This is a genomic window from Burkholderia sp. MSMB0856 (genome assembly GCF_001524645.2).
GTDB lineage: Bacteria > Pseudomonadota > Gammaproteobacteria > Burkholderiales > Burkholderiaceae > Burkholderia > Burkholderia diffusa.
In genome coordinates, this window is the sequence record NZ_CP013427.1 from 1,356,787 (window position 1) to 1,376,412 (window position 19,626).

Here is a 19,626-nt window from a genome sequence, read left to right on the forward strand (position 1 = left end):
TTCGGTGAAGGGGGAGGACGGCAGCGCTGCGAACGTCATGCGCCCGGGCCGGGGCGCGCGCGGTTCGCGGGTCTGCCGGACGGAGCCGGGGTGGCGAGGAATGCGAGCAGGTCGGCCATGCCGCTGCCGGTGCCGTCGGGCGGCGCGCCGAGTTCCTCGGCGGGCGCGCCCGTGCGGTTGAGCCAGAACGTCGTGTAGCCGAACCAGGCGGCGCCCGCGACGTCCCAGGCGTTCGACGACACGAACACGATGTCGCGCGGATTCGCGCCGAACGCGGCGGTGCCGAGCGCGTACGCGACCGGGCTCGGCTTGTACGCGCGCACCGCGTCGGCCGATAGCACACGATCGAACAGGCCGGTCATGCCGGCGCTCTTGATCGCGATGTCGAGCATCTCCGGGTTGCCGTTCGACAGGATCGCGAGCGGCGGGCGCGGTTCGAGCGCGCGCAGCTTGCGCAGCGCGGGCACCGTGTCGGGATAGGTGGACAGGCACGCGTATTCGTCCATCAGCCGCTTTTCGGCCGCGCTGTTGAGCGCGAGGCCGAGCAGGCGCGCGGCGAACCGCAGCGCGTCCAGCGTGATGTCGCGGAACGGCCGATAGCGGGCGCCGGACGGATCGGCGAGCGTGCGCAACTGCGAGTATTCGATTTGCTTGCGTCGCCACAGCTGCGACAACCGCTCCCCGTGACCGGGAAACATCTGCTCTGCCGCGGCCACGACCGCATGCACGTCGAACAACGTGCCGAATGCGTCGAAGAGGATTGCGTCGGGAGAGGAGAGTGTCGTTGTGGCCGACATAGCCTTGCGCTCCAGTTTCAGAGGTCGGGTCGATTCTATTCGTGATAACAGGTGCTAAAAAAGACGCTAATCATCACTTGATCTTTTACTTTCATATACATAATCTTGACCGCTCAAGCTATTTGGAGGGCGGGAGCGCCGCCCTGGCGAGTCATGGACCGGTTCAAACAGATCGAAACGTTCGCCGCGGTCGCGGCGAAGGGCAGCCTGTCGGCGGCCGCGCACGCGGAAGGCGTCGCGCCGGCGATCATCGGCCGCCGCCTCGACGCGCTCGAGGAGCGGCTCGGCGTCAAGCTGCTGGTGCGCACGACGCGCAAGCTCACGCTGACCTTCGAGGGTTCGGCCTTCCTCGAGGATTGCCAGCGGATCATCAACGACATGCAGAACGCGGAGGCGAGCGTGTCCGCCGGCGGCGTGAAGGCGAGCGGTCACCTGCGCATTTCCGCGCCGGCCGGCTTCGGCCGGCGCCACGTCGCGCCGCTCGTGCCCGAATTCAGCGGCGCGCATCCGGACGTGTCGGTCACGCTCGACCTGTCCGACCGGATGGTCGATCTGGTCAACGAAGGGTTCGATTGCGCGGTGCGGCTCGGCGAGCTGCCCGATTCGTCGCTGGTGTCGCTGAAGCTCGGCGAGAACCGGCGCGTGTGCGTCGCGTCTCCCGCGTATCTCGCGCGGCGCGGCACGCCGGCCACGCTCGCCGAACTCGCGCGCCACAACTGCCTCGCGCTTGCCGCGAACGCGAACCAGCAGCGCGGCTGGGCGTTCCAGGAGGACGACAAGGTCGTGTCGATTCGCGTAAACGGCACGATGGAATGCTCGGACGGCGCGGTGCTGCACGAGTGGTGCCTCGCCGGGTACGGCCTGGCATGGCGCTCGTGGTGGGAGGTCGGCGACGACATCGCGGCCGGGCGCCTCGTCAGCGTGCTCGATGCGTTCGCGGCGCCGCCGATCGGCATCCACGCGGTATTTCCGCAGCGCCGCCACCTGCCGCTGCGCGTGCGCCTGTTTCTCGATTACCTGAAACATACGTACGAGCGGCCCGGGTATTGGGGCGAGTAGGGCGCGCCCGCCCGCGCGTTTCCGATATGAGGGCGAACCCGCTGCCGGCGCCGGTCGCCCGGTTTCGCGCACTACAATCGAAACTGGCATGCGCGACGCGCCGGGGTCGGCCCGCATGGGGTCGCGGCGCGCGCGGTGCGTCTGACGCAGGAGGGCGCGATGTTCCGGCACATCCTCGTTCCAACCGACGGTTCCGAGCTGTCGCAGAAGGCGATCGACGGCGCGATCGACCTGGCGCGCGCGGTCGGCGCGCAGGTCACGGCGTATGCGTGCCTGCCGCAGTATCCATACTCGCCGTTTTCCGAAGTGATCATCGAACCGCCCGCCGATTTCCGGGCGCGGAGCGAGCGCGAGGCGCGCGCGCACCTGGACGACGTGCAGGCGGCCGCGAAGGCGGCCGGCGTCGTCTGCGACAGCTGGACCAGCGTGCATCCGTCGCCGTACCTCGGCATCATCGAGGCAGCCGAACGCGGTGGCTGCGACGTGATCTTCATGGCGTCGCACGGACGCCGCGGGCTCGGCAGTCTGCTGATCGGCAGCGAAACGCAGCGCGTGCTGACCCATACGAAAATTCCGGTGATCGTCTATCGGTAGCCGCGGCGCCGTGTAGGGCCGCGCGGGCGGCGGCACGGCAGCGCCGCTGAAAAAAAGCGCGCCGGACGAAGCCGGCGCGCGTCGTTGCTGGCGGCCGCAGGCCGCGCGGCGGGTCGCACGGGTCACCGCGCGCCAGCCGTCTCCTCCCTGATTGTTGTCCCATGCCGCCGATGCCGCGCCGTCGCAGGACGGGCGGGCATCGGCGTGACGCTTGCTTTCACGTGTTATGCGACCTTCTTGCCGTCGAAGAACTGTTCGTCTTCGGTCGAGCCGTGCAGCGCGGTCGTCGAGGCTTCACGCTCGACCGTCTGCGTGACCGCGTCGAAGTAGCCGGTGCCGACTTCGCGCTGGTGCTTGACGGCCGTGAAGCCCTTGTCCGCCGCCGCGAACTCGGCCTGCTGCAGTTCGACGAACGCGCTCATCTGCGTGCGGGCATAGCCGTGCGCGAGGTTGAACATCGAGTAGTTCAGCGCATGGAAGCCGGCCAGCGTGATGAACTGGAACTTGTAGCCCATCGCGCCGAGCTCCTTCTGGAACTTCGCGATCGTCGCGTCGTCGAGGTTCTTCTTCCAGTTGAACGACGGCGAACAGTTGTACGACAGCATCTTGCCCGGGAACTGCTTGTGGATCGCTTCGGCGAATTTCTTCGCGTACTCGAGATCCGGCTTGCCCGTTTCGCACCAGACGAGATCGGCGTACGGCGCATAGGCGAGGCCGCGCGAGATCGCCTGCCCAATGCCCGGCTTCGTCCGGAAGAAGCCTTCGACCGTGCGCTCGCCCGTGAGGAACGGCTTGTCGTTGTCGTCGATGTCGGATGTGATCAGGTCCGCCGCTTCGGCGTCGGTCCGCGCGACCAGCACGGTCGGCGTGCCCATCACGTCGGCCGCCAGACGCGCCGCCGACAGTTTCGCGACCGCTTCGCGCGTCGGCACGAGCACCTTGCCGCCCATGTGGCCGCACTTCTTCACCGACGCGAGCTGGTCCTCGAAGTGGACGCCCGATGCGCCTGCCTCGATCATCGCCTTCATCAGTTCGAACGCGTTCAGCACGCCGCCGAAGCCGGCTTCCGCATCGGCAACGATCGGCGCGAAGAAGTCGACGTAGCCTTCGTCGCCCGGGTTCTTGCCTTCGGACCACTGGATCTGGTCGGCACGCGTGAGCGTGTTGTTGATGCGCTTGACGACGAGCGGCACCGAGTTCGCCGGGTACAGCGACTGGTCCGGGTACATTTCGCCCGCCACGTTCGCGTCGCCGGCCACCTGCCAGCCGGACAGGTAGATTGCCTTGAGGCCGGCCTTCACCTGCTGCATCGCCTGATTGCCGGTCAGCGCGCCGAGTGCGTTGACGAACGGCTCTTCGTTGATGAGGCTCCACAGCTTTTCCGCGCCGCGCTTGGCCAGCGTGTGCTCGACGACGATCGAGCCGCGCAGGCGAACCACGTCCTCAGCCGTGTAGCTGCGCTTGATACCCTTCCAGCGCGGATCGGTTTCCCATTGCTTTTGCAGTTCCTGTGCCTGTTGCTGTCGCGACATGATGAGCTCCTTGATGCGATGTGTTGCCAGATCGGTCGAATCGGTCGGTACTGATGCCGTTCTCGAAACGGGGGCAGGGTGTGCGCCGTTTTCGGGAAGTCTTGTATAAGAGTTTAGGCAAGCCGATCGGAGCAAAACAGGGGGTGGCTCAGGAAGTTTTGATTTTTTTAATCGTTATTAATCAATGTGTTGTGCATTCTGTTTCGCAATGGGAAACGATTTTTCCCATCTCGCAATTGTAAGGTTGTGCCGCGCAGCATGATTTTTTACGACTCAAAAAAATTTTCCGTATCGTGAAATCAGCGCGGGACGAAAAAAAACCGGCGCGGGTGCGCCGGTCTGCCGGATGGGCGGGGCGGCGCGGGGCCGCCCGGGCGTGCTTACGACGCCGAATTGCTGCGACGCGGGCCGCCGCTGCGCTGGCCGTCGCGACGCGGGCCGCCATCACGGCTGCCGCCCGGCTTGCCGCTCCAGCCGCCGCCATTGCCGCCGCCGTAGCTGCGGCCGTTGCCGCCATGACCGCCGCCCGGCTTGCCGCCGAAACGACGACCGCCGTTACCGCCGCCCGGACGGCCGCGGCCGCCGGTGCCGCGATCGTTGCGCGGGGGTGCCTTGCGCGGCTCGAAGCCTTCGATCACGTTGACCGGCAGCGGCGAACGCACGAAGCGCTCGATGCGCTTGAGCGCGCCTTGTTCGGCGTGGTGCACGAGGCTCACCGCGGTGCCCGAACGGCCGGCACGGCCCGTACGGCCAATACGGTGCACGTAGTCTTCCGCGAACTTCGGCAGGTCGTAGTTGAACACGTGCGTGATGCCCGGGATGTCGATGCCGCGGGCCGCGACGTCGGTTGCGACCAGTACGCGCACGCGGCGCTCGCGCAGCGCACGGATGGTGCGGTTGCGCGCGCCCTGCGGCAGGTCGCCGTGCAGCGCGGCCGACTGGAAGCCGGCGTCGGCGAGACGGCCGGCGAGCTGGTCGGCGTCGATCTTGGTCGCCGTGAAGATGATCGCCTGGTCGAGCGCGTCGTCGCGCAGCAGGTGATCGAGCAGACGATCCTTGTGATCGCGGTCGTCGACGTAGTGGACGGTCTGCGCGATGTTCGCGCGCGACTCGATCTTCGCCGTGATCTCGATGCGCTCCGGATCCTTCAGCAGGCGGCTCGTCAGCGAACCGATCTTGCCGTCGAGCGTGGCCGAGAACAGCATCGTCTGGCGCGACTCGGGCGTCGCGGCGACGATCGTCTCGATGTCGTCGATGAAGCCCATGTCGAGCATGCGGTCGGCTTCGTCGAGCACGAGCATCTTCAGTTCGGACAGGTCGATACGGCCGCGCTCGAGGTGGTCGAGCAGGCGGCCCGGCGTGGCGACCAGGATCTCGGGGTTCTTCGCGAGCAGCATCAGCTGCTGGCCGTAGGCGACGCCGCCGAGGATGCTGACCGTACGCAGACGCTTCAGGTGCTTGCCGTAGGTCGACGCGGCCGTGGTGACCTGCATCGCGAGTTCACGGGTCGGCGTCAGCACGAGCAGGCCCGGGCGGGCGACGGGTTGCGGGCGGCGCGCACGGCGGTCGCCCTGGTTCGGTTCACGCGGCGCACGCGGTTGCTGCGCCTGCGTCTTCTGAAGCTGCGCGAAACGTTCGATCGCGGGCAGCATGAATGCGGCCGTCTTGCCCGAACCGGTCGGGCTCGACACCAGCAGGTCACGGCCGGCGATGCCGGCCGGAATCGCGCGCTGCTGGACCGGCGTCGGCTTGGCGTAGCCGGCGGCCTGCAGCGCGGAGACGATCTCCGGCGACAACCCGAGCGACGCGAAAGTAGGCTCGTCCGACGCCGGTTCGACCGCGGCCGGTGCGGCGGCGTTCTCGAGACCGAGCGCCTGGTCGGCGATCGCGTTGAGCGGGCTGGAGTTGATGCTCGAAGTCATAACAATCCTTGAAACACAGTGGGTGAAACGTCGGCGCCAATCGCGCATACCCAAGTCGTCGGATTCAGCGAGCAAATCGGGAAACGGGTGCAATCCGCCGAACCGTCGGCGGATGAGGCATTAGAAGCTGTTTTGGGTGCGGCGCGCTTCTGGAGCGGGGCCGCCAGCCTGATAAGTGACGACCGCGAGGGTCGAAGCAGGAGGGGACAGGTTCTAAACCGGATTGGAGCTTAACGCTACGAGGCGTCGGGCCGGAACGGCTTGCGAGCCGAGCGCGGGAGATGACGCAGCCAGCATTATAAAGATATTTGCTGCGCTGCGCCACTGATTTGATTGCCTATTGCGGCGGGCGGGGCAGGTCAGGACGCCGTGCCGTTCTTCAGCGATTCGACGAGCTCGATGTATTGCTGCTTCGCCGCATCCTGGGTCGTGCCCTTCAGCGCTTCCCATGCGTCGTACTTGTACTTGCCGACGATATCGGTGAAGCCGGGCTTGTCGCCGTGCGCGTCGCCGTCGGTCGCCTGCTTGAAGAGCGCGTACAGGCGCAGCAGCGTCAGGTTGCCCGGTCGCTCGGTCAGTTGCTTGACGTCGATCTGGGCCTGGTCGAATTGGGCGGTGAGTTCGCTCATCGTGTGTCTCCGTAAGGGTTTCAAGTCGGCCGATCTTAACAAGCGCCGCGCCGCGCGGGGTCGAGCGATCCTTCCAAACCGCCGGCCGGGCGGCGTGCGCAACGCGATCGGGTCCGATCGCCCGTGGGAGCGGGGCGCCGCATTACAATGTCGGCCATGACGCAAACAGTGCTCCTCGCCATCGATACGTCGACCGAATACTGCTCGGTCGCGCTGCTGCGCTCGGCTTCGGCCGATGACGCCGTTTCCACCCCGCAAACCTGGGTCCGCCACGAGCTGACGGGCGCCGTGTCGAGCACGCGCGTGCTGCCGGCCATCCAGGAACTCTTCGCCGAATCGGGCCTCACGTTCGCCGATTGCGACGCGATCGCGTTCGGCGCGGGCCCCGGCTCGTTCACCGGGTTGCGTACCGCGACCGGCATTACCCAGGGGCTCGCGTTCGGGCGGGGGCTGCCGGTCGTGCCGGTCGGCACGCTGCTCACGTGTGCCGAGCATGCGCGACTGCGCGCGCCCGGCACGACGCGCGTGCTGGCCGCGCTCGATGCGCGGATGGACGAAGCGTACTGGGCCGATTTCGCGTGGGACGACCAGGCAGGCGACTGGCGAACGTTGCATCCGGCGTCGCTCGATGCGCCGGGCGCCGTCGGCGTGCCCGACGCGCCGTTCACGCTCGCGGGCAACGCGGCGGCCGCATTCGGCGCGCAGCTGCCGGCCGCGGCCGCCGCGGCCGTGATCGACGGCGACGCGTTGCCGCATGCGCTGGCGGTCGCGCATGCCGCGCTGCGGGCGTTCCGCGCCGGCCGTACGGTGCCGGCCGACCAGGCTGCACCGGAGTACGTGCGCGACAAGGTCGCGCAGACCACCGCCGAGCGCATTGCGGCCCGCGCCGCGCAGACGGGCGGAGCGAAAGGATGACGGGCGTATTGTTGAGCGACCGCTATCTGTCGCCGATGACGGATACCGATCTCGATGAAGTCGTCGCGATCGAGCAGGTCGCGTACGAATTCCCGTGGAGCCGCGGCAATTTCGAGGATTCGCTGCGCAACGGCTATTTCGGCGTGTGCCTGCGGCACGTGACGGGCGCGCTCGTCGGCTATTGCGTGCTGATGCCGGTCATCGACGAGATGCACCTGCTGAACTTGTGCGTCGCCCCGGCGGCCCAGCAGTCGGGCGCGGGCCTCGCGCTGCTGCGCGAAGCCGTGCGCATCTCGCGCGCCGAACGGCTCGACGGCGTGTTGCTCGAGGTGCGGCCGTCCAATCCGCGCGCGATCCATCTGTACGAGCGCTTCGGTTTCGTGACGATCGGCCGGCGCAAGAACTACTATCCGGCGCGGCATCGCAGCCGGGAGGACGCGATCGTGATGCGTCTGACGCTGAACAAGGACGAAGGGGACGCGCATGGCGTGGGCTGAAGCAGCGCTCGAGGAAATGGGGCTCGCGCAAATATGGGTGCGGCGCGGGCAGCGTGCGGAAGGCGATGAAGCGGGCGCTACGCCGACGGCTGCGTCCGGCGCGGGGGGCGAGGTGTCCGCCGTTGCGGCCGCAACCGTCGCGGCAACGCCTCGGCCGGTCGCGGAACAGCCTCGCGACACGCAGCCGCCTTCGACGCGTGCGTTCGCACGTGACGATACGCCGCCGGTCGGCGCAATCGCACGCGATGCGGCACCGGCGGGCGAGGCCGGTTCGGCCGCACGTGTCGCGAGCGATGACGACCGCGCGCCCACCACGCCCGCGCCGGCCGCTGCCGCGGACGACATGCCGCCCGTCACCGAGGACGATTTCGCCTGGTTCGACGCGGCGCCGCCCGGCGATCCGCTGCCGCCGGCAGAATCGCGTCCCGCCGCAACCCCGGTGGCGATGCTCGACTGGGATGCGCTGGCCGACCGCGTTGCCGGCTGCACGAGCTGCCGCCTGTGCGAGAAGCGCACCAATACCGTGTTCGGTGTCGGCGATCGCGAGGCGGACTGGATGCTGATCGGCGAGGCGCCGGGCGAGAACGAGGACAAGCAGGGCGAGCCGTTCGTCGGCCAGGCCGGCAAGCTGCTCGACAACATGCTGCAGTCGCTCGCGCTCAAGCGCGGCGACAACGTCTACATCGCGAACGTGATCAAGTGCCGCCCGCCGGGCAACCGCAATCCGGAACCGGACGAGGTCGCGCGCTGCGAGCCGTACCTCCAGCGCCAGGTCGCGCTCGTGAAGCCGAAGCTGATCGTCGCGCTCGGCCGTTTCGCCGCGCAGACGCTGCTGAAGACGGACGCGAGCATTGCCTCGCTGCGCGGCCGCGTGCACACGTATGAAGGCGTGCCGGTGATCGTTACCTATCACCCGGCGTACCTGCTGCGCAGCCTGCAGGACAAGTCGAAGGCGTGGGCCGACCTGTGCCTGGCGCGCGACACGTTCCAGCGGCCTGAGGGTGACGACGCGAACGGGCCGGCCGGACAATGACGCGCGGCGCGGCGTTCGCGTTCGTCGATACGCTGCACGATGCCGCGGTCCGCGATCTGGGCTGGCTTCTCGCGAGCCCGAGCTTGCTCACCGCGGCGCCCGGCGCGCCGCTCGCGCATCCGTGGTCGGACGCGGTCGAGCGGGTGGCCGTCGAAGCGTGGCTCGTCGCGCTCGATGCCGCGCCGGCGCCGCTGCACCGCGCACTCGACGGGCTGCGGCCCGTGCGACTCGGCCGCTATGCCGAGTGCCTGCTCGAGTATTTCCTCACGCACGGGCCGTCGCTGCGGCTCGTCGCCGCCAATCTGCCGCTGCGCAGCAACGGCAAGACGCTCGGCGAAGTCGATTTCCTCGTCGATGCGCCGGGCGGGCAGCGCCTGCACTGGGAACTCGCGGTGAAATGCTATCTGTGCGCGCCGGTGGACGGCGACGCAACGCTCGCGGATTTCGTCGGGCCGAATCTTGTCGACCGCCTCGACCGCAAGCGCAGCCGGTTGCTCGAGCATCAATTGCGGCTGAGCGATCGCCACGGATTCGCGCTGCTCGGCTACGGCGCGCCGTCCGATGCGCAGATGTTCATCAAGGGCTGGCTGTTCTATCCGCACGGCGTGCCGCTGCCGCCGGTGGCCGCGGAAATCGCGGCCGATCATCCGCGCGGGTTCTGGCTCACGCATGCGCAGTGGCCGGCCTGGGCGGCCGCGCAACCCGGTGGAGCGGCGTGGAACGTGCTGCCGCGGCTGGCGTGGCTCGCGCCGCGGCGGGCGGCGGTGGACGCCGCGCCCGAAGCGCTGGCGCAGTCGCTCGCGCTGCCGTCCGTATTGACGGCGCGCCAGGCGCCTGCGTTGATCGGTGTGCATCGACAGGACCGCGACGGCGTATGGCGGGAGACGGCACGCGGCTTCATCGTCCCGGACGACTGGCCGGCGCGTGCGCGGGTGTTCGCCGCGCAGGACCACTGACGCCGCGTCAGCCGGCGCTTACCACCAGCGATGGAAGTGATGGACGGGGCCGACGCCGTGGCCGACGTCGAGCTGACCACTCGCGGCGATCGCGCCGGTCAGATAGGCCTTTGCTTCGCGCACCGCGCTCTCGAGATCGGGCTGTTGCGGCAGCAGCGCGGCGATCGCCGACGACAGCGTGCAGCCGGTGCCGTGCGTGTTGCTGACCGGCACGCGCGCACCGTCGAACCGCACCGTATGCGCCGCGTCGACGAGCCAGTCGGGGCTCGCGGCGGCATCGGGCAGATGGCCGCCCTTCATCAGCACGGCGCGCGCACCGGTCTTCAGCAGCAGTTGACCTTGCCGGACCATCTCGTCTTCGGTCGTCGCGGGCGTATCGCCGAGCAGGGCGGCCGCTTCGGGCAGGTTCGGCGTGACGACGGTCGCGAGCGGCAGCAGCGCGTCGCGCAACGCGTCGACCGCATCGGGCGCGAGCAGCGCATGCGAGCTCTTCGAGATCATCACCGTGTCGAGCACGACGAAGCGCGGCGCATGGCGCCGCAGCGCATCGCCCACAGCGTGCACGATCGCCGCGTTCGCGAGCATGCCGATCTTGACCGCGTCGATGCGGATGTCGTCGAACACCGCGTCGAGCTGCGCGGTCACGAACGCGGCGTCCGGCGCGTGCACGCCGGTTACGCCGCACGTGTTCTGCGCGGTCAGCGCGGTGATCACGCTCGCGCCGTACGCGCCGAGCGCGGAGAAGGTCTTGAGGTCGGCCTGGATGCCCGCGCCGCCGCCCGAGTCGGAGCCGGCGATCGTCAGGACGTTGGGTATCGGGTGCGTCATGATGGCAAGGCGCCGGTTCGAATACCGGCGCCGACGGACGAAAACGGGAAGTGTAGCGTCAGTGCCGCGACTCGCCGATCAGCGCGACCGAGTCGAACTGACGCTGGTTCGCCTGGTGGCGGCGCATCACGAGCCACATCGTCAGGCAGACGAACGTGCCGAACAGCACGATCACGACGCCGACCGGCACGTCGAGCCAGACCAGCACGGCATACAGGCACAGCATCACGAGCACCGACAGGTTCTCGTTGAAATTCTGCACCGCGATCGAGTGACCGGCCGACAGCAGCACGTGGCCGCGATGCTGCAGCAGTGCGTTCATCGGAACCACGAAGTAGCCGGACAGCGCGCCGACGCAGATCAGGAAGATGTACGCGACGATCAGGTACGCCGGCAGGCGCAGGTGGCCGAAGTGCACGGCCCAGTGCGACGGGAACAGGTCACGCGTGTAGAACGCCATCAGCATGACCGCGATGCCCATGATGATGCCGACGGGCAGCACGGTGAGCGACTTCTTCAGCGGGATCCGCGCGGCGGCGGCGATCGCGCCGCCCGCGACACCGACCGCGACTACCGCCTGCAGGATCGCGCCTTCGGACAGCGACATGTTGAGCGAGACTTCGGCCCACTTCAGCACGATGAACTGCAGCGTCGCGCCGGCGCCCCAGAACAGCGTCGTGACCGCGAGCGAGATCTGGCCGAGCTTGTCGCGCCAGAGCACCATGAAGCAGTCGGCGAAGTCGGTGAGGAGCTTGACCGGGCCACGCTCCTGCTTCGGGTAGCGCGCGCCCGTATCGGGGATCCGCAGGTTGAAGATGGCGGCGATCACGTAGATCGCCATGATGATCACCATCGCCGCTTCGGCGGGCGTGGCGATCCAGGCTGGCGTGTGCGCGATCACGTGCGACGCGATGTGCGGGCTGATCAGCGCGCCGCCGAGCACGGTGCCGAGGATGATCGAGCTGACGGTCGTGCCTTCGATCCAGCCGTTCGCGGCGACGAGCCTGTCGGCCGGCAGCAGCTCGGTCAGAATGCCGTATTTCGCGGGCGAGTAGGCCGCGGCGCCGAAGCCGACGATCCCGTACGCGATCAGCGGATGAGCGCCGAGCAGCATGATCAGGCAGCCGACCACCTTGATCGAGTTGGTGATGAACATCACTCGGCCCTTCGGGCGCGAGTCGGCGAACGCACCGACATACGCCGCCAGCACCACGTAGGACAACACGAAGAACAGCTTGAGCAGCGGTGTCATCCAGTTGGGGGCGTGGAGGTCTTTCAGCAGGGCGATGGCGGCGATGAGAAGCGCATTGTCGGCCAACGACGAGAAAAACTGCGCGGCCATGATGGTGTAAAAACCTTTTTTCATCTGATGCGATGCTTTCGTCGCTGCGGCAGGGCCGCGTAGGCCGCCTGGTATGCGATCGGCTTATTCCGTTCGAAATGGGTTGTGCGCACGGCTTTATAACACGAAAATACGGCAATTCGGACTAGCAAGATTCCCCGATCGTTCCGCAAATTGTCGGCTTCGGTGCTCAAAAGGCGCGGTAAGCTGATGATTCGCAAGCGTCTTTACGTAAATTTCCCATGCCGCGCCCGATCTCCGCCACCATCCACACCGCCGCTCTCGCGAACAATCTCTCCGTCGTCCGCCGATTTGCCGGCCCGTCCAAGGTCTGGGCGGTCGTCAAGGCCAACGCGTACGGCCACGGTCTCGCGCGCGTGTTTCCCGGCCTGCGCGGCACCGACGGCTTCGGCCTGCTCGACCTCGACGAGGCCGTGAAGCTGCGCGAGCTCGGCTGGGCCGGCCCGATCCTGCTGCTCGAAGGGTTCTTTCGCTCGACCGACATCGACGTGATCGACCGCTACAGCCTCACGACCACCGTCCACAACGACGAACAGATGCGGATGCTGGAGACGGCGCGGTTGTCGAAGCCCGTCAACGTGCACCTCAAGATGAACAGCGGGATGAACCGGCTCGGCTACGTGCCGGAGAAATACCGCGCCGCGTGGGAGCGCGCCCGCGCGTGCCCCGGCATCGGCCAGATTACGTTGATGACCCATTTTTCGGACGCGGACAACGAGCGCGGTGTGGCCGATCAGCTCGCGACGTTCGAGCGCGGTGCGGAAAACATTGCCGGTGCGCGCAGTCTCGCGAATTCGGCTGCCGTGCTGTGGCATCCGGATACGCACTTCGACTGGGTGCGCCCGGGGATTGTGCTGTACGGCGCGTCGCCGTCGGGGCTGTCGGCCGACATCGCCGACACGGGCCTGAAGCCCGCGATGACGCTCGCGTCCGAGCTGATCGCCGTGCAGACAATCGCGAAGGGGCAGGCGATCGGCTACGGCTCGACGTTCTCCGCGCAGGCGCAGATGCGCATCGGCGTCGTCGCGTGCGGCTATGCGGACGGCTATCCGCGCGTCGCGCCCGAAGGGACGCCGGTGATCGTCGACGGCATCCGCACGCGGATCGTCGGCCGCGTATCGATGGACATGATTACCGTCGACCTGACGCCGTGCCCGCAGGCCGGCGTCGGCGCGCGGGTCGAGCTGTGGGGCGACGCGCTGCCGATCGACGACGTCGCGCGCCATTGCGGGACCATCGGCTATGAACTGATGTGCGCGGTCGCCGGCCGCGTGCCGGTGCGCGCGGAATAAGGGCAGCACGCGTGGCAAAACAGAAAACCGTCTACGTCTGCAGCGAGTGCGGCGGACAGACCCCGAAGTGGCAGGGGCAATGCCCGTCGTGCCAGGCCTGGAATACGCTCGTCGAATCGGTCGCCGAGTCGCCGGCCGCCCATCGCTTCCAGTCGCTCGCGAAGCGGGCGCCCGTGCAGCGGCTCGTCGACATCGAGGCGGCCGACGTGCCGCGCTTCTCCACCGGCATCGGCGAATTCGACCGCGTGCTGGGCGGCGGGCTGGTGCCGGGCGGCGTCGTGCTGATCGGCGGCGATCCGGGCATCGGCAAGTCGACGCTGTTACTGCAGTCGCTCGCGGACATCGCCAGCGAGCGCCGTGCACTCTATATCAGCGGCGAGGAATCGGCCGCGCAGATCGCGTTGCGCGCGCAACGGCTCGCGCTGCTCGACGGCGGCGCGCCGGCGGCCGAGCTGAAGCTGCTCGCCGAAATCCAGCTCGAGAAGATCCAGGCCGCGATCGACGCGGAACGGCCGGACGTCGCCGTCATCGACTCGATCCAGACCGTCTATTCCGAAGCGCTGACGTCGGCGCCCGGCTCGGTGGCCCAGGTGCGCGAGTGCGCGGCGCAGCTCACGCGCATCGCGAAACAGTCCGGCACCGCGATCATCATGGTCGGGCACGTGACGAAGGAGGGCAACCTCGCCGGCCCGCGCGTGCTCGAGCACATCGTCGACACGGTGCTGTACTTCGAAGGCGACACCCATTCGTCGTTCCGGCTCGTGCGCGCGTTCAAGAACCGCTTCGGTGCGGTCAACGAACTTGGCGTGTTCGCGATGACCGAGCGCGGGCTGCGCGGTGTCGCGAATCCGTCCGCGCTGTTCCTGTCGCAGCACGAGCAGGTCGTGCCGGGTTCCTGCGTGCTCGTCACGCAGGAGGGCACACGCCCGCTACTCGTCGAAATCCAGGCGCTCGTCGATACGGCCCACGTGCCGAACCCGCGCCGGCTAGCGGTCGGCCTCGAGCAGAACCGGCTCGCGATGCTGCTCGCGGTGCTGCACCGGCATGCGGGCATCGCGTGTTTCGATCAGGACGTGTTTCTGAACGCGGTGGGCGGCGTGAAGATCACCGAACCGGCCGCCGACCTCGCGGTGCTGCTCGCGATCCATTCGTCGATGCGCAACAAGGCGCTGCCGAAGGGCCTGATCGTATTCGGCGAAGTGGGGCTGGCGGGCGAGATCCGGCCGTCGCCGCGTGGCCAGGAACGGCTGCGCGAGGCGGCGAAGCTTGGTTTCACCGCAGCGCTGATCCCGAAGGCGAATGCGCCAAAACAGCCGATCGAAGGGCTGAACGTGATGGCCGTCGAGCGGATCGAGCAGGCGATCGACCGCGTGCGCGATCTCGAATGACCGTGGTGGCCGGCACCCGCGCGTGCCGGCCGGCCGCGATCTGTCGCGTAATTCGTTGTAAAGAATATGTAGGCTGATGTAACCTGCCGGACATCGCTTTTCCCTATCCTTTGCCGGATTGTCGAACCGCGCAATGCGAAGGGAACCTATGTTCAAACAGTATGGGGAAACGCCGGGCGGACGCAGTTACAACCTGCGCGGCTGCCGCGTGTCGGAGCCGATCGTTCAGCCGTGGGGCGGTGGATGTCGGATCGTCGAGTGGATCGACGACGAAGGGCGCATCGCGCGCCGGGTCGTGTCCGAGGACGTGACGGAAGCGGAGGTCGCGGCGGCGATCCGCCGGCCGACCGAAGGGCGGCGTCATCTGATGGACGACGACGAGCAGATGCCGCGCGATACGTTGCCGCGGCGTTGAGCGGGTGGCGGGGCTGACGAACGGCCGACGCGACAACGGCGAACGCGACAATGACGACAAGGCCGGGCCTGAGTGCCCGGCCTTGTCGTTTCCGGGCCCGGCGCAACCGGGCGGTGCGTCGGGCGTTGACGCATCCCGGGGGTGCCGCGCGTGGCAGATGAAGCGATCGGCCGACGGCGCCCGGGCCGTGGTCAGCCGATCTGCTCGAGCTCTTCCTGCACGGCGAGCCAGTCCGCCTCGACGGTTTCGAGCCGGGTATTGACCTCACCGAGCTTGCGGATCGCGTCGGTCAGTTCCGTCTTGCGCGCGGCCTCGTAGCTCGCCGGATCGGCGACGAACGCGTCGAGGCGAGCCTTCTCCGCGTGCAATGTTTCCATTTCCTTTTCGAGCTTCGTGATGCGGTTCTGCAGCGGTTTCTTCAACTGCGACAACCGCTGGCGCTCCTCGGCCGCCTGACGTTTCTGATCCTTGCGGTTGACGCCCGGATCCACACCCGCTGCCGCCGCGCTGTCGGCCTTCGCGGCCGCGCGTTGCTCGGCCGCATGCTGCAGGAGCCAGTCGCGGTAATCGTCGAGATCGCCGTCGAACGGCTGCAGACGGTGTTTCGCGACGAGCATGAACTGGTCGGTGGTCGCGCGCAGCAGGTGGCGGTCGTGCGAGACGAGGATCAGCGTGCCTTCGAACTGCGCGAGCGCCATCGTCAGCGCGTGACGCGTTTCGAGGTCGAGGTGGTTGGTCGGCTCGTCGAGCAGCAGCAGGTTCGGCTTCTGCCAGATGATCAGCGCGAGCGCGAGCCGCGCTTTCTCGCCACCCGAGAACGGGCCGACCGGGCTCGTCGCCATGTCGCCCGAGAAATTGAAGCCGCCGAGGAAGTCGCGCAGTTCCTGCTCGCGCGTATCGGGGGCGAGCCGGGCGAGATGCGCGAGCGGCGAATCGTCCTCGCGCAGCGTTTCGAGCTGGTGCTGCGCGAAATAGCCGATCGTCAGCCCCTTGCCGTCGCGCACGTGGCCCGACAGCGGCGCGAGCGTGCCGGCCAGCGTCTTGATCAGCGTCGACTTGCCCTGGCCGTTCGCGCCGAGCAGGCCGATGCGCTGGCCGTTCTGGATCGACAGCGCCACGCGTTCGACGATCGGGATGTCCGTTCCGTCGTCGGCGTGGTAGCCGCAGCGGACGTCCTCCATCACCATCATCGGATTCGGCGCCGCATCGGGCGTGCGGAACTCGAAGGTGAACGGCGATGCGATGTGCGCGGGCGCGATCAACTCCATCTTCTCGAGCGCCTTCATCCGGCTTTGCGCCTGCTTGGCCTTGGTCGCCTTGGCCTTGAAGCGGTCGACGAAGCTCTGCAGGTGCTCGATCGTCTTCTGCTGCTTTTCGTATGCGCTTTGCTGCAGCGCCAGTTGTTGCGCGCGCAGCACTTCGAATTGCGAGTAATTGCCGCCGTAGCGCTTCACCTGGCGATTTTCCAGATGCAGCGTGACGTTGCAGATCGAGTCGAGGAATTCGCGGTCGTGCGAGATCACGACGAGCGTGCCAGCGTAGCGGTGCAGCCAGTCTTCGAGCCAGACGATCGCGTCGAGGTCGAGGTGGTTGGTCGGTTCGTCGAGCAGCAGCAGGTCGGAGCGGCACATCAGCGCCTGCGCGAGGTTCAGCCGCATGCGCCAGCCGCCGGAGAAGCTGGCGACCGATTCGCGCGTCTGCGCGAGCGTGAAGCCGAGGCCGAGCAGCAGTGCTTCGGCGCGCGCCGGCGCGGTATAGCCATCGGCGTCGGCGAAGGCCGCATGTGCGTCGGCCTCGGCTGCGCCGTCATGCGCGGCCGAGGCGGCGGCGATGCGCGCTTCGATCTCGCGCAGCGCGGTGTCGCCGTCGAGCGTGTAGTCGAGCGCCGAGCGGTCGACGGCGGGCGTTTCCTGCGACACGTGGGCGATCCGCCACGACGGCGGCATCGCGAAATCGCCGGCGTCGGAATGCAGCTCGCCGCGCAGGACCGAGAACAGCGTCGATTTGCCGGCGCCGTTCGCGCCGATCAGGCCGGCCTTTTCGCCGGGATTGAGCACGAACGAGGCCGACTCGAACAGCGGCTTGGTGCCGCGCGCAAGGCTGAACTGATTGAAACGGATCACGGCGGGAATGACTGGCCAAAACCGCTATTCTAGACTGCGCGCGCGTCGCCCCGGATATCGGCCGTTCGGCAGGTGCCGCAACGGCACGATTTGGCCTAGACTCCACCTCGATCCGGTTTCGTAAAAGGAGTGCCCGATGTCCACCCTGTATTCGTTCAGCGCAGAGACGCTCGCCGGTGAGCCGGCGTCGCTCGATGCGTACCGCGGCAAGGTGCTGCTGATCGTCAATACCGCGAGCGAGTGCGGTTTCACGCCGCAGTATGCGGGCCTGCAGAAGCTGTACGACCAGTACGCGGCGCGCGGTTTCTTCGTGCTCGGCTTCCCGTGCAACCAGTTCGGCAAGCAGGAGCCGGGCGACGCCGCGCAGATCGGCGCGTTCTGCGAGCGCAATTACGGCGTCACGTTCCCGATGTTCGCGAAGATCGATGTGAAGGGCGACCACGCGCATCCGTTGTACCGCTACCTGACCGACGAGGCGCCCGGCATCCTCGGCCTCAAGGCGATCAAGTGGAATTTCACGAAATTCCTGATCGACCGTGACGGGCGGATCGTCAAGCGCTATGCGCCGTCGACGAAGCCTGAGGACATCGCCGCGGATATCGACAAGCTGTTGTAACGTCGAGAAGCGGCGGGGGGGCTGTTCGGACCGAGCGGGCAGTGGCGGCCGCGCCGAGCCGAATCCCGCGAAAGCGTGTGCCGTCATCCAGGCAGCGCACGTTCGGCGCTCGCGCGGCCGCTACAGGATCGGCGCGAACAGGCGCGCGACGTGCATCGCGATGCGTCGCCACGCGGGCGAGTGCCGATACTCGTTCGCATCGACTTCGTAGGCCAGTGCGAAATCGGCGTCGAGCATGGTCTCGACCTCGTCGGCGAACGTGCGATCGACGGTCAGCACCATGATTTCGAAGTTGAGCCGGAACGAACGGTTGTCGAGATTCGCGCTGCCGATCGCGGCGGCGACGCGGTCGATCAGCACGACCTTCTGGTGCAGGAAGCCGGGCCGGTAGCGGAACACCTTGACGCCCGCGTCGACGAGATCGCGCGCATAGAGCCTGGACGCCTCGAACACGACGTAGTGGTCGCGCCGGCTCGGGATCAGGATGCGCACGTCGACGCCGCGCATCACCGCGAGCTTCAGCGCGGCGATCACCGCTTCGTCGGGTACGAGATACGGCGTCGTGATCCAGATCCGTTCGCGCGCGGCGTTGATCGCCTCGACGAAGAACAGCGAGCCGGTTTCCTGTTTGTCGGCCGGCCCCATCGGCACGGCGAGGCAATGCATCGCGTCGTCGGGCAGCGCCTCCGGCGGTGTGGCGAGCGCCGGCAGCGTCTGCGTGGCCCAGTGCCAGTCTTCGGCGAACACGTACTGAATGCTGGCCACCACCGGGCCCCGGATCTCGATATGGGTGTCGCGCCACGGCGACAGGCGCCGGTTCGCGCCGAGATATTCGACGCCGACGTTGAGGCCGCCGACGAACGCGCGATTGCCGTCGACGACGACGATCTTGCGATGGTTGCGGAAGTTGAGCTGGAAGCGGTTGACGAACTTGCGGTGGGTCGCGAACGGATGGACCTCGACGCCGCCGCGGCGCAGCGTGTCGACGTAGCTGTGCGGCAGGTCGAAGCTGCCGATGCTGTCGTACAGCAGGTAGCAGCGCACGCCGGCCGCCGCGCGGGCGAGCAGCGCGTCGCGCAGCATCTGGCCGAGCGCGTCGTCGCGCACGATGAAGAACTGGACGATTACGTAGTCGCGCGCGGCGTCGATCGCCGACAGGATCGCCGAGAAGGTCGCGTCGCCGTTCACGAGCGTGCGCACCGCATTGCCGCCGACGAACGGCATTCCGCCCAGCCGCGTAAGCGCCAGCACGGCGGCCCGGCCGATCGCGTCGGCGGCCGGCCCGTCGGTTGCGTTCGCATCGGGCCACGGCGCGCGCGGCGTGTGCGTGCGCAGCGCTTCCATCTCGTGGCGCCGCGCGTCGACGTAGCCGGAGAACTTGCTGCGGCCGAGGAACAGATAGGGAATGAGCGTCAGGTATGGCATCGCGGCGAGCGATACCGCCCACGCGATCGCGCCTTGCGACGTGCGCGTGTTCAAGATCGCGTGACACGCCGCGATGATCCCGAGCACATGGATGGCCAGGATCAGGGTGCCGAGGTGTAACCAGTCGAGGGTCATGGGCGCGTGACGGACTCCTGAAGTCGTGCGGCGCGACGGCCGCTTACGCGCATCTTACCGAACCGTGCGGGACAGCGGTGTGCCGTACCGCACGGTTCGGTCGTGGG

Annotated in this window: 18 protein-coding genes; 10 read left to right on the forward strand and 8 right to left on the reverse strand. The window is 67.7% G+C overall.

From position 1 onward, the window contains the following. Nucleotides 1–35: 35 nt before the first annotated feature. Nucleotides 36–797, reverse strand: a complete 762-nt coding sequence (locus tag WS87_RS07485) for a haloacid dehalogenase type II (RefSeq protein WP_059529252.1) — start codon at nucleotides 795–797, stop codon at nucleotides 36–38. 153 nt (nucleotides 798–950) lie between these two features. On the opposite strand from WS87_RS07485, the gene WS87_RS07490 reads away from it, so the two are divergent. Further along, the gene (locus WS87_RS07490) at nucleotides 951–1,856 is read left to right on the forward strand and encodes a LysR family transcriptional regulator (protein ID WP_059529255.1); all 906 of its coding nucleotides are present in this window, start codon (nucleotides 951–953) and stop codon (nucleotides 1,854–1,856) included. Nucleotides 1,857–2,015: 159 nt separating this feature from the next. Further along, entirely contained in the window at nucleotides 2,016–2,450 is a 435-nt protein-coding gene (locus tag WS87_RS07495; protein ID WP_057929788.1) for a universal stress protein, read from the forward strand. 224 nt (nucleotides 2,451–2,674) lie between these two features. Here the strand turns inward: WS87_RS07495 and aceA are convergent, their stop codons facing one another. The 3 genes from aceA to WS87_RS07510 form a co-directional block, all read right to left on the reverse strand. Continuing rightward, nucleotides 2,675–3,982: an isocitrate lyase gene (aceA, locus tag WS87_RS07500; protein WP_059529257.1), complete on the reverse strand. Its 1,308-nt coding sequence runs from the start codon at nucleotides 3,980–3,982 to the stop codon at nucleotides 2,675–2,677. 380 nt (nucleotides 3,983–4,362) lie between these two features. After that, nucleotides 4,363–5,904 (reverse strand): DEAD/DEAH box helicase, encoded by a 1,542-nt coding sequence (locus WS87_RS07505; protein ID WP_059692009.1) that lies wholly within the window; start codon nucleotides 5,902–5,904, stop codon nucleotides 4,363–4,365. A 359-nt stretch (nucleotides 5,905–6,263) separates the two neighbouring features. Next, nucleotides 6,264–6,533: an acyl-CoA-binding protein gene (locus WS87_RS07510; RefSeq protein ID WP_059529263.1), complete on the reverse strand. Its 270-nt coding sequence runs from the start codon at nucleotides 6,531–6,533 to the stop codon at nucleotides 6,264–6,266. A gap of 147 nt (nucleotides 6,534–6,680) precedes the next feature. Here WS87_RS07510 and tsaB point away from each other — a divergent pair, with 147 nt between their 5' ends. From tsaB to WS87_RS07530, 4 genes are read left to right on the forward strand one after another with little or no spacing between them, the layout of a single operon-like run. After that, nucleotides 6,681–7,448 carry a tRNA (adenosine(37)-N6)-threonylcarbamoyltransferase complex dimerization subunit type 1 TsaB gene (gene tsaB, locus WS87_RS07515; RefSeq protein ID WP_059817769.1) on the forward strand — a complete coding sequence of 256 codons (768 nt, stop codon included), beginning with the start codon at nucleotides 6,681–6,683 and terminating at the stop codon, nucleotides 7,446–7,448. Beyond that, entirely contained in the window at nucleotides 7,445–7,945 is a 501-nt protein-coding gene (gene rimI / locus WS87_RS07520) for a ribosomal protein S18-alanine N-acetyltransferase (RefSeq protein WP_059529269.1), read from the forward strand. The genes tsaB and rimI overlap by 4 nt, the downstream gene beginning before the upstream one ends. Further along, nucleotides 7,932–8,978 carry a uracil-DNA glycosylase gene (locus WS87_RS07525; protein ID WP_059817767.1) on the forward strand — a complete coding sequence of 349 codons (1,047 nt, stop codon included), beginning with the start codon at nucleotides 7,932–7,934 and terminating at the stop codon, nucleotides 8,976–8,978. The genes rimI and WS87_RS07525 overlap by 14 nt, the downstream gene beginning before the upstream one ends. Beyond that, a complete protein-coding gene (locus WS87_RS07530; protein WP_059817765.1) occupies nucleotides 8,975–9,934 on the forward strand; it encodes a DUF1853 family protein in 960 nt (319 codons plus the stop codon). The genes WS87_RS07525 and WS87_RS07530 overlap by 4 nt, the downstream gene beginning before the upstream one ends. Before the next feature lie 18 nt (nucleotides 9,935–9,952). Here the strand turns inward: WS87_RS07530 and thiD are convergent, their stop codons facing one another. Then, nucleotides 9,953–10,762, reverse strand: coding sequence for a bifunctional hydroxymethylpyrimidine kinase/phosphomethylpyrimidine kinase (gene thiD, locus WS87_RS07535; protein ID WP_059817762.1), 810 nt, complete (start codon nucleotides 10,760–10,762; stop codon nucleotides 9,953–9,955). A 58-nt stretch (nucleotides 10,763–10,820) separates the two neighbouring features. Next, nucleotides 10,821–12,128, reverse strand: a complete 1,308-nt coding sequence (gene lplT, locus WS87_RS07540) for a lysophospholipid transporter LplT (protein WP_059817761.1) — start codon at nucleotides 12,126–12,128, stop codon at nucleotides 10,821–10,823. A 218-nt stretch (nucleotides 12,129–12,346) separates the two neighbouring features. Between lplT and alr the strand changes: the two genes are divergently transcribed. From alr to WS87_RS07555, 3 genes are all read left to right on the forward strand, one after another. Further along, nucleotides 12,347–13,417, forward strand: coding sequence for an alanine racemase (gene alr, locus WS87_RS07545; RefSeq protein ID WP_059817759.1), 1,071 nt, complete (start codon nucleotides 12,347–12,349; stop codon nucleotides 13,415–13,417). 11 nt (nucleotides 13,418–13,428) lie between these two features. Beyond that, nucleotides 13,429–14,805, forward strand: coding sequence for a DNA repair protein RadA (gene radA, locus WS87_RS07550; RefSeq protein ID WP_044847946.1), 1,377 nt, complete (start codon nucleotides 13,429–13,431; stop codon nucleotides 14,803–14,805). A gap of 148 nt (nucleotides 14,806–14,953) precedes the next feature. Further along, the gene (locus tag WS87_RS07555) at nucleotides 14,954–15,220 is read left to right on the forward strand and encodes a DUF2866 domain-containing protein (protein WP_059529286.1); all 267 of its coding nucleotides are present in this window, start codon (nucleotides 14,954–14,956) and stop codon (nucleotides 15,218–15,220) included. A 191-nt stretch (nucleotides 15,221–15,411) separates the two neighbouring features. Here WS87_RS07555 and WS87_RS07560 read toward each other — a convergent pair whose 3' ends face one another. Beyond that, complete coding sequence (locus WS87_RS07560; protein ID WP_059817756.1) at nucleotides 15,412–17,343, reverse strand: ATP-binding cassette domain-containing protein; 1,932 nt, start codon at nucleotides 17,341–17,343, stop codon at nucleotides 15,412–15,414. A gap of 136 nt (nucleotides 17,344–17,479) precedes the next feature. Here WS87_RS07560 and WS87_RS07565 point away from each other — a divergent pair, with 136 nt between their 5' ends. After that, nucleotides 17,480–17,959 (forward strand): glutathione peroxidase, encoded by a 480-nt coding sequence (locus WS87_RS07565; RefSeq protein WP_059529292.1) that lies wholly within the window; start codon nucleotides 17,480–17,482, stop codon nucleotides 17,957–17,959. A 120-nt stretch (nucleotides 17,960–18,079) separates the two neighbouring features. Here the strand turns inward: WS87_RS07565 and cls are convergent, their stop codons facing one another. Next, entirely contained in the window at nucleotides 18,080–19,519 is a 1,440-nt protein-coding gene (gene cls, locus WS87_RS07570) for a cardiolipin synthase (protein ID WP_059817755.1), read from the reverse strand. Between the last annotated feature and the right edge of the window lie 107 nt (nucleotides 19,520–19,626).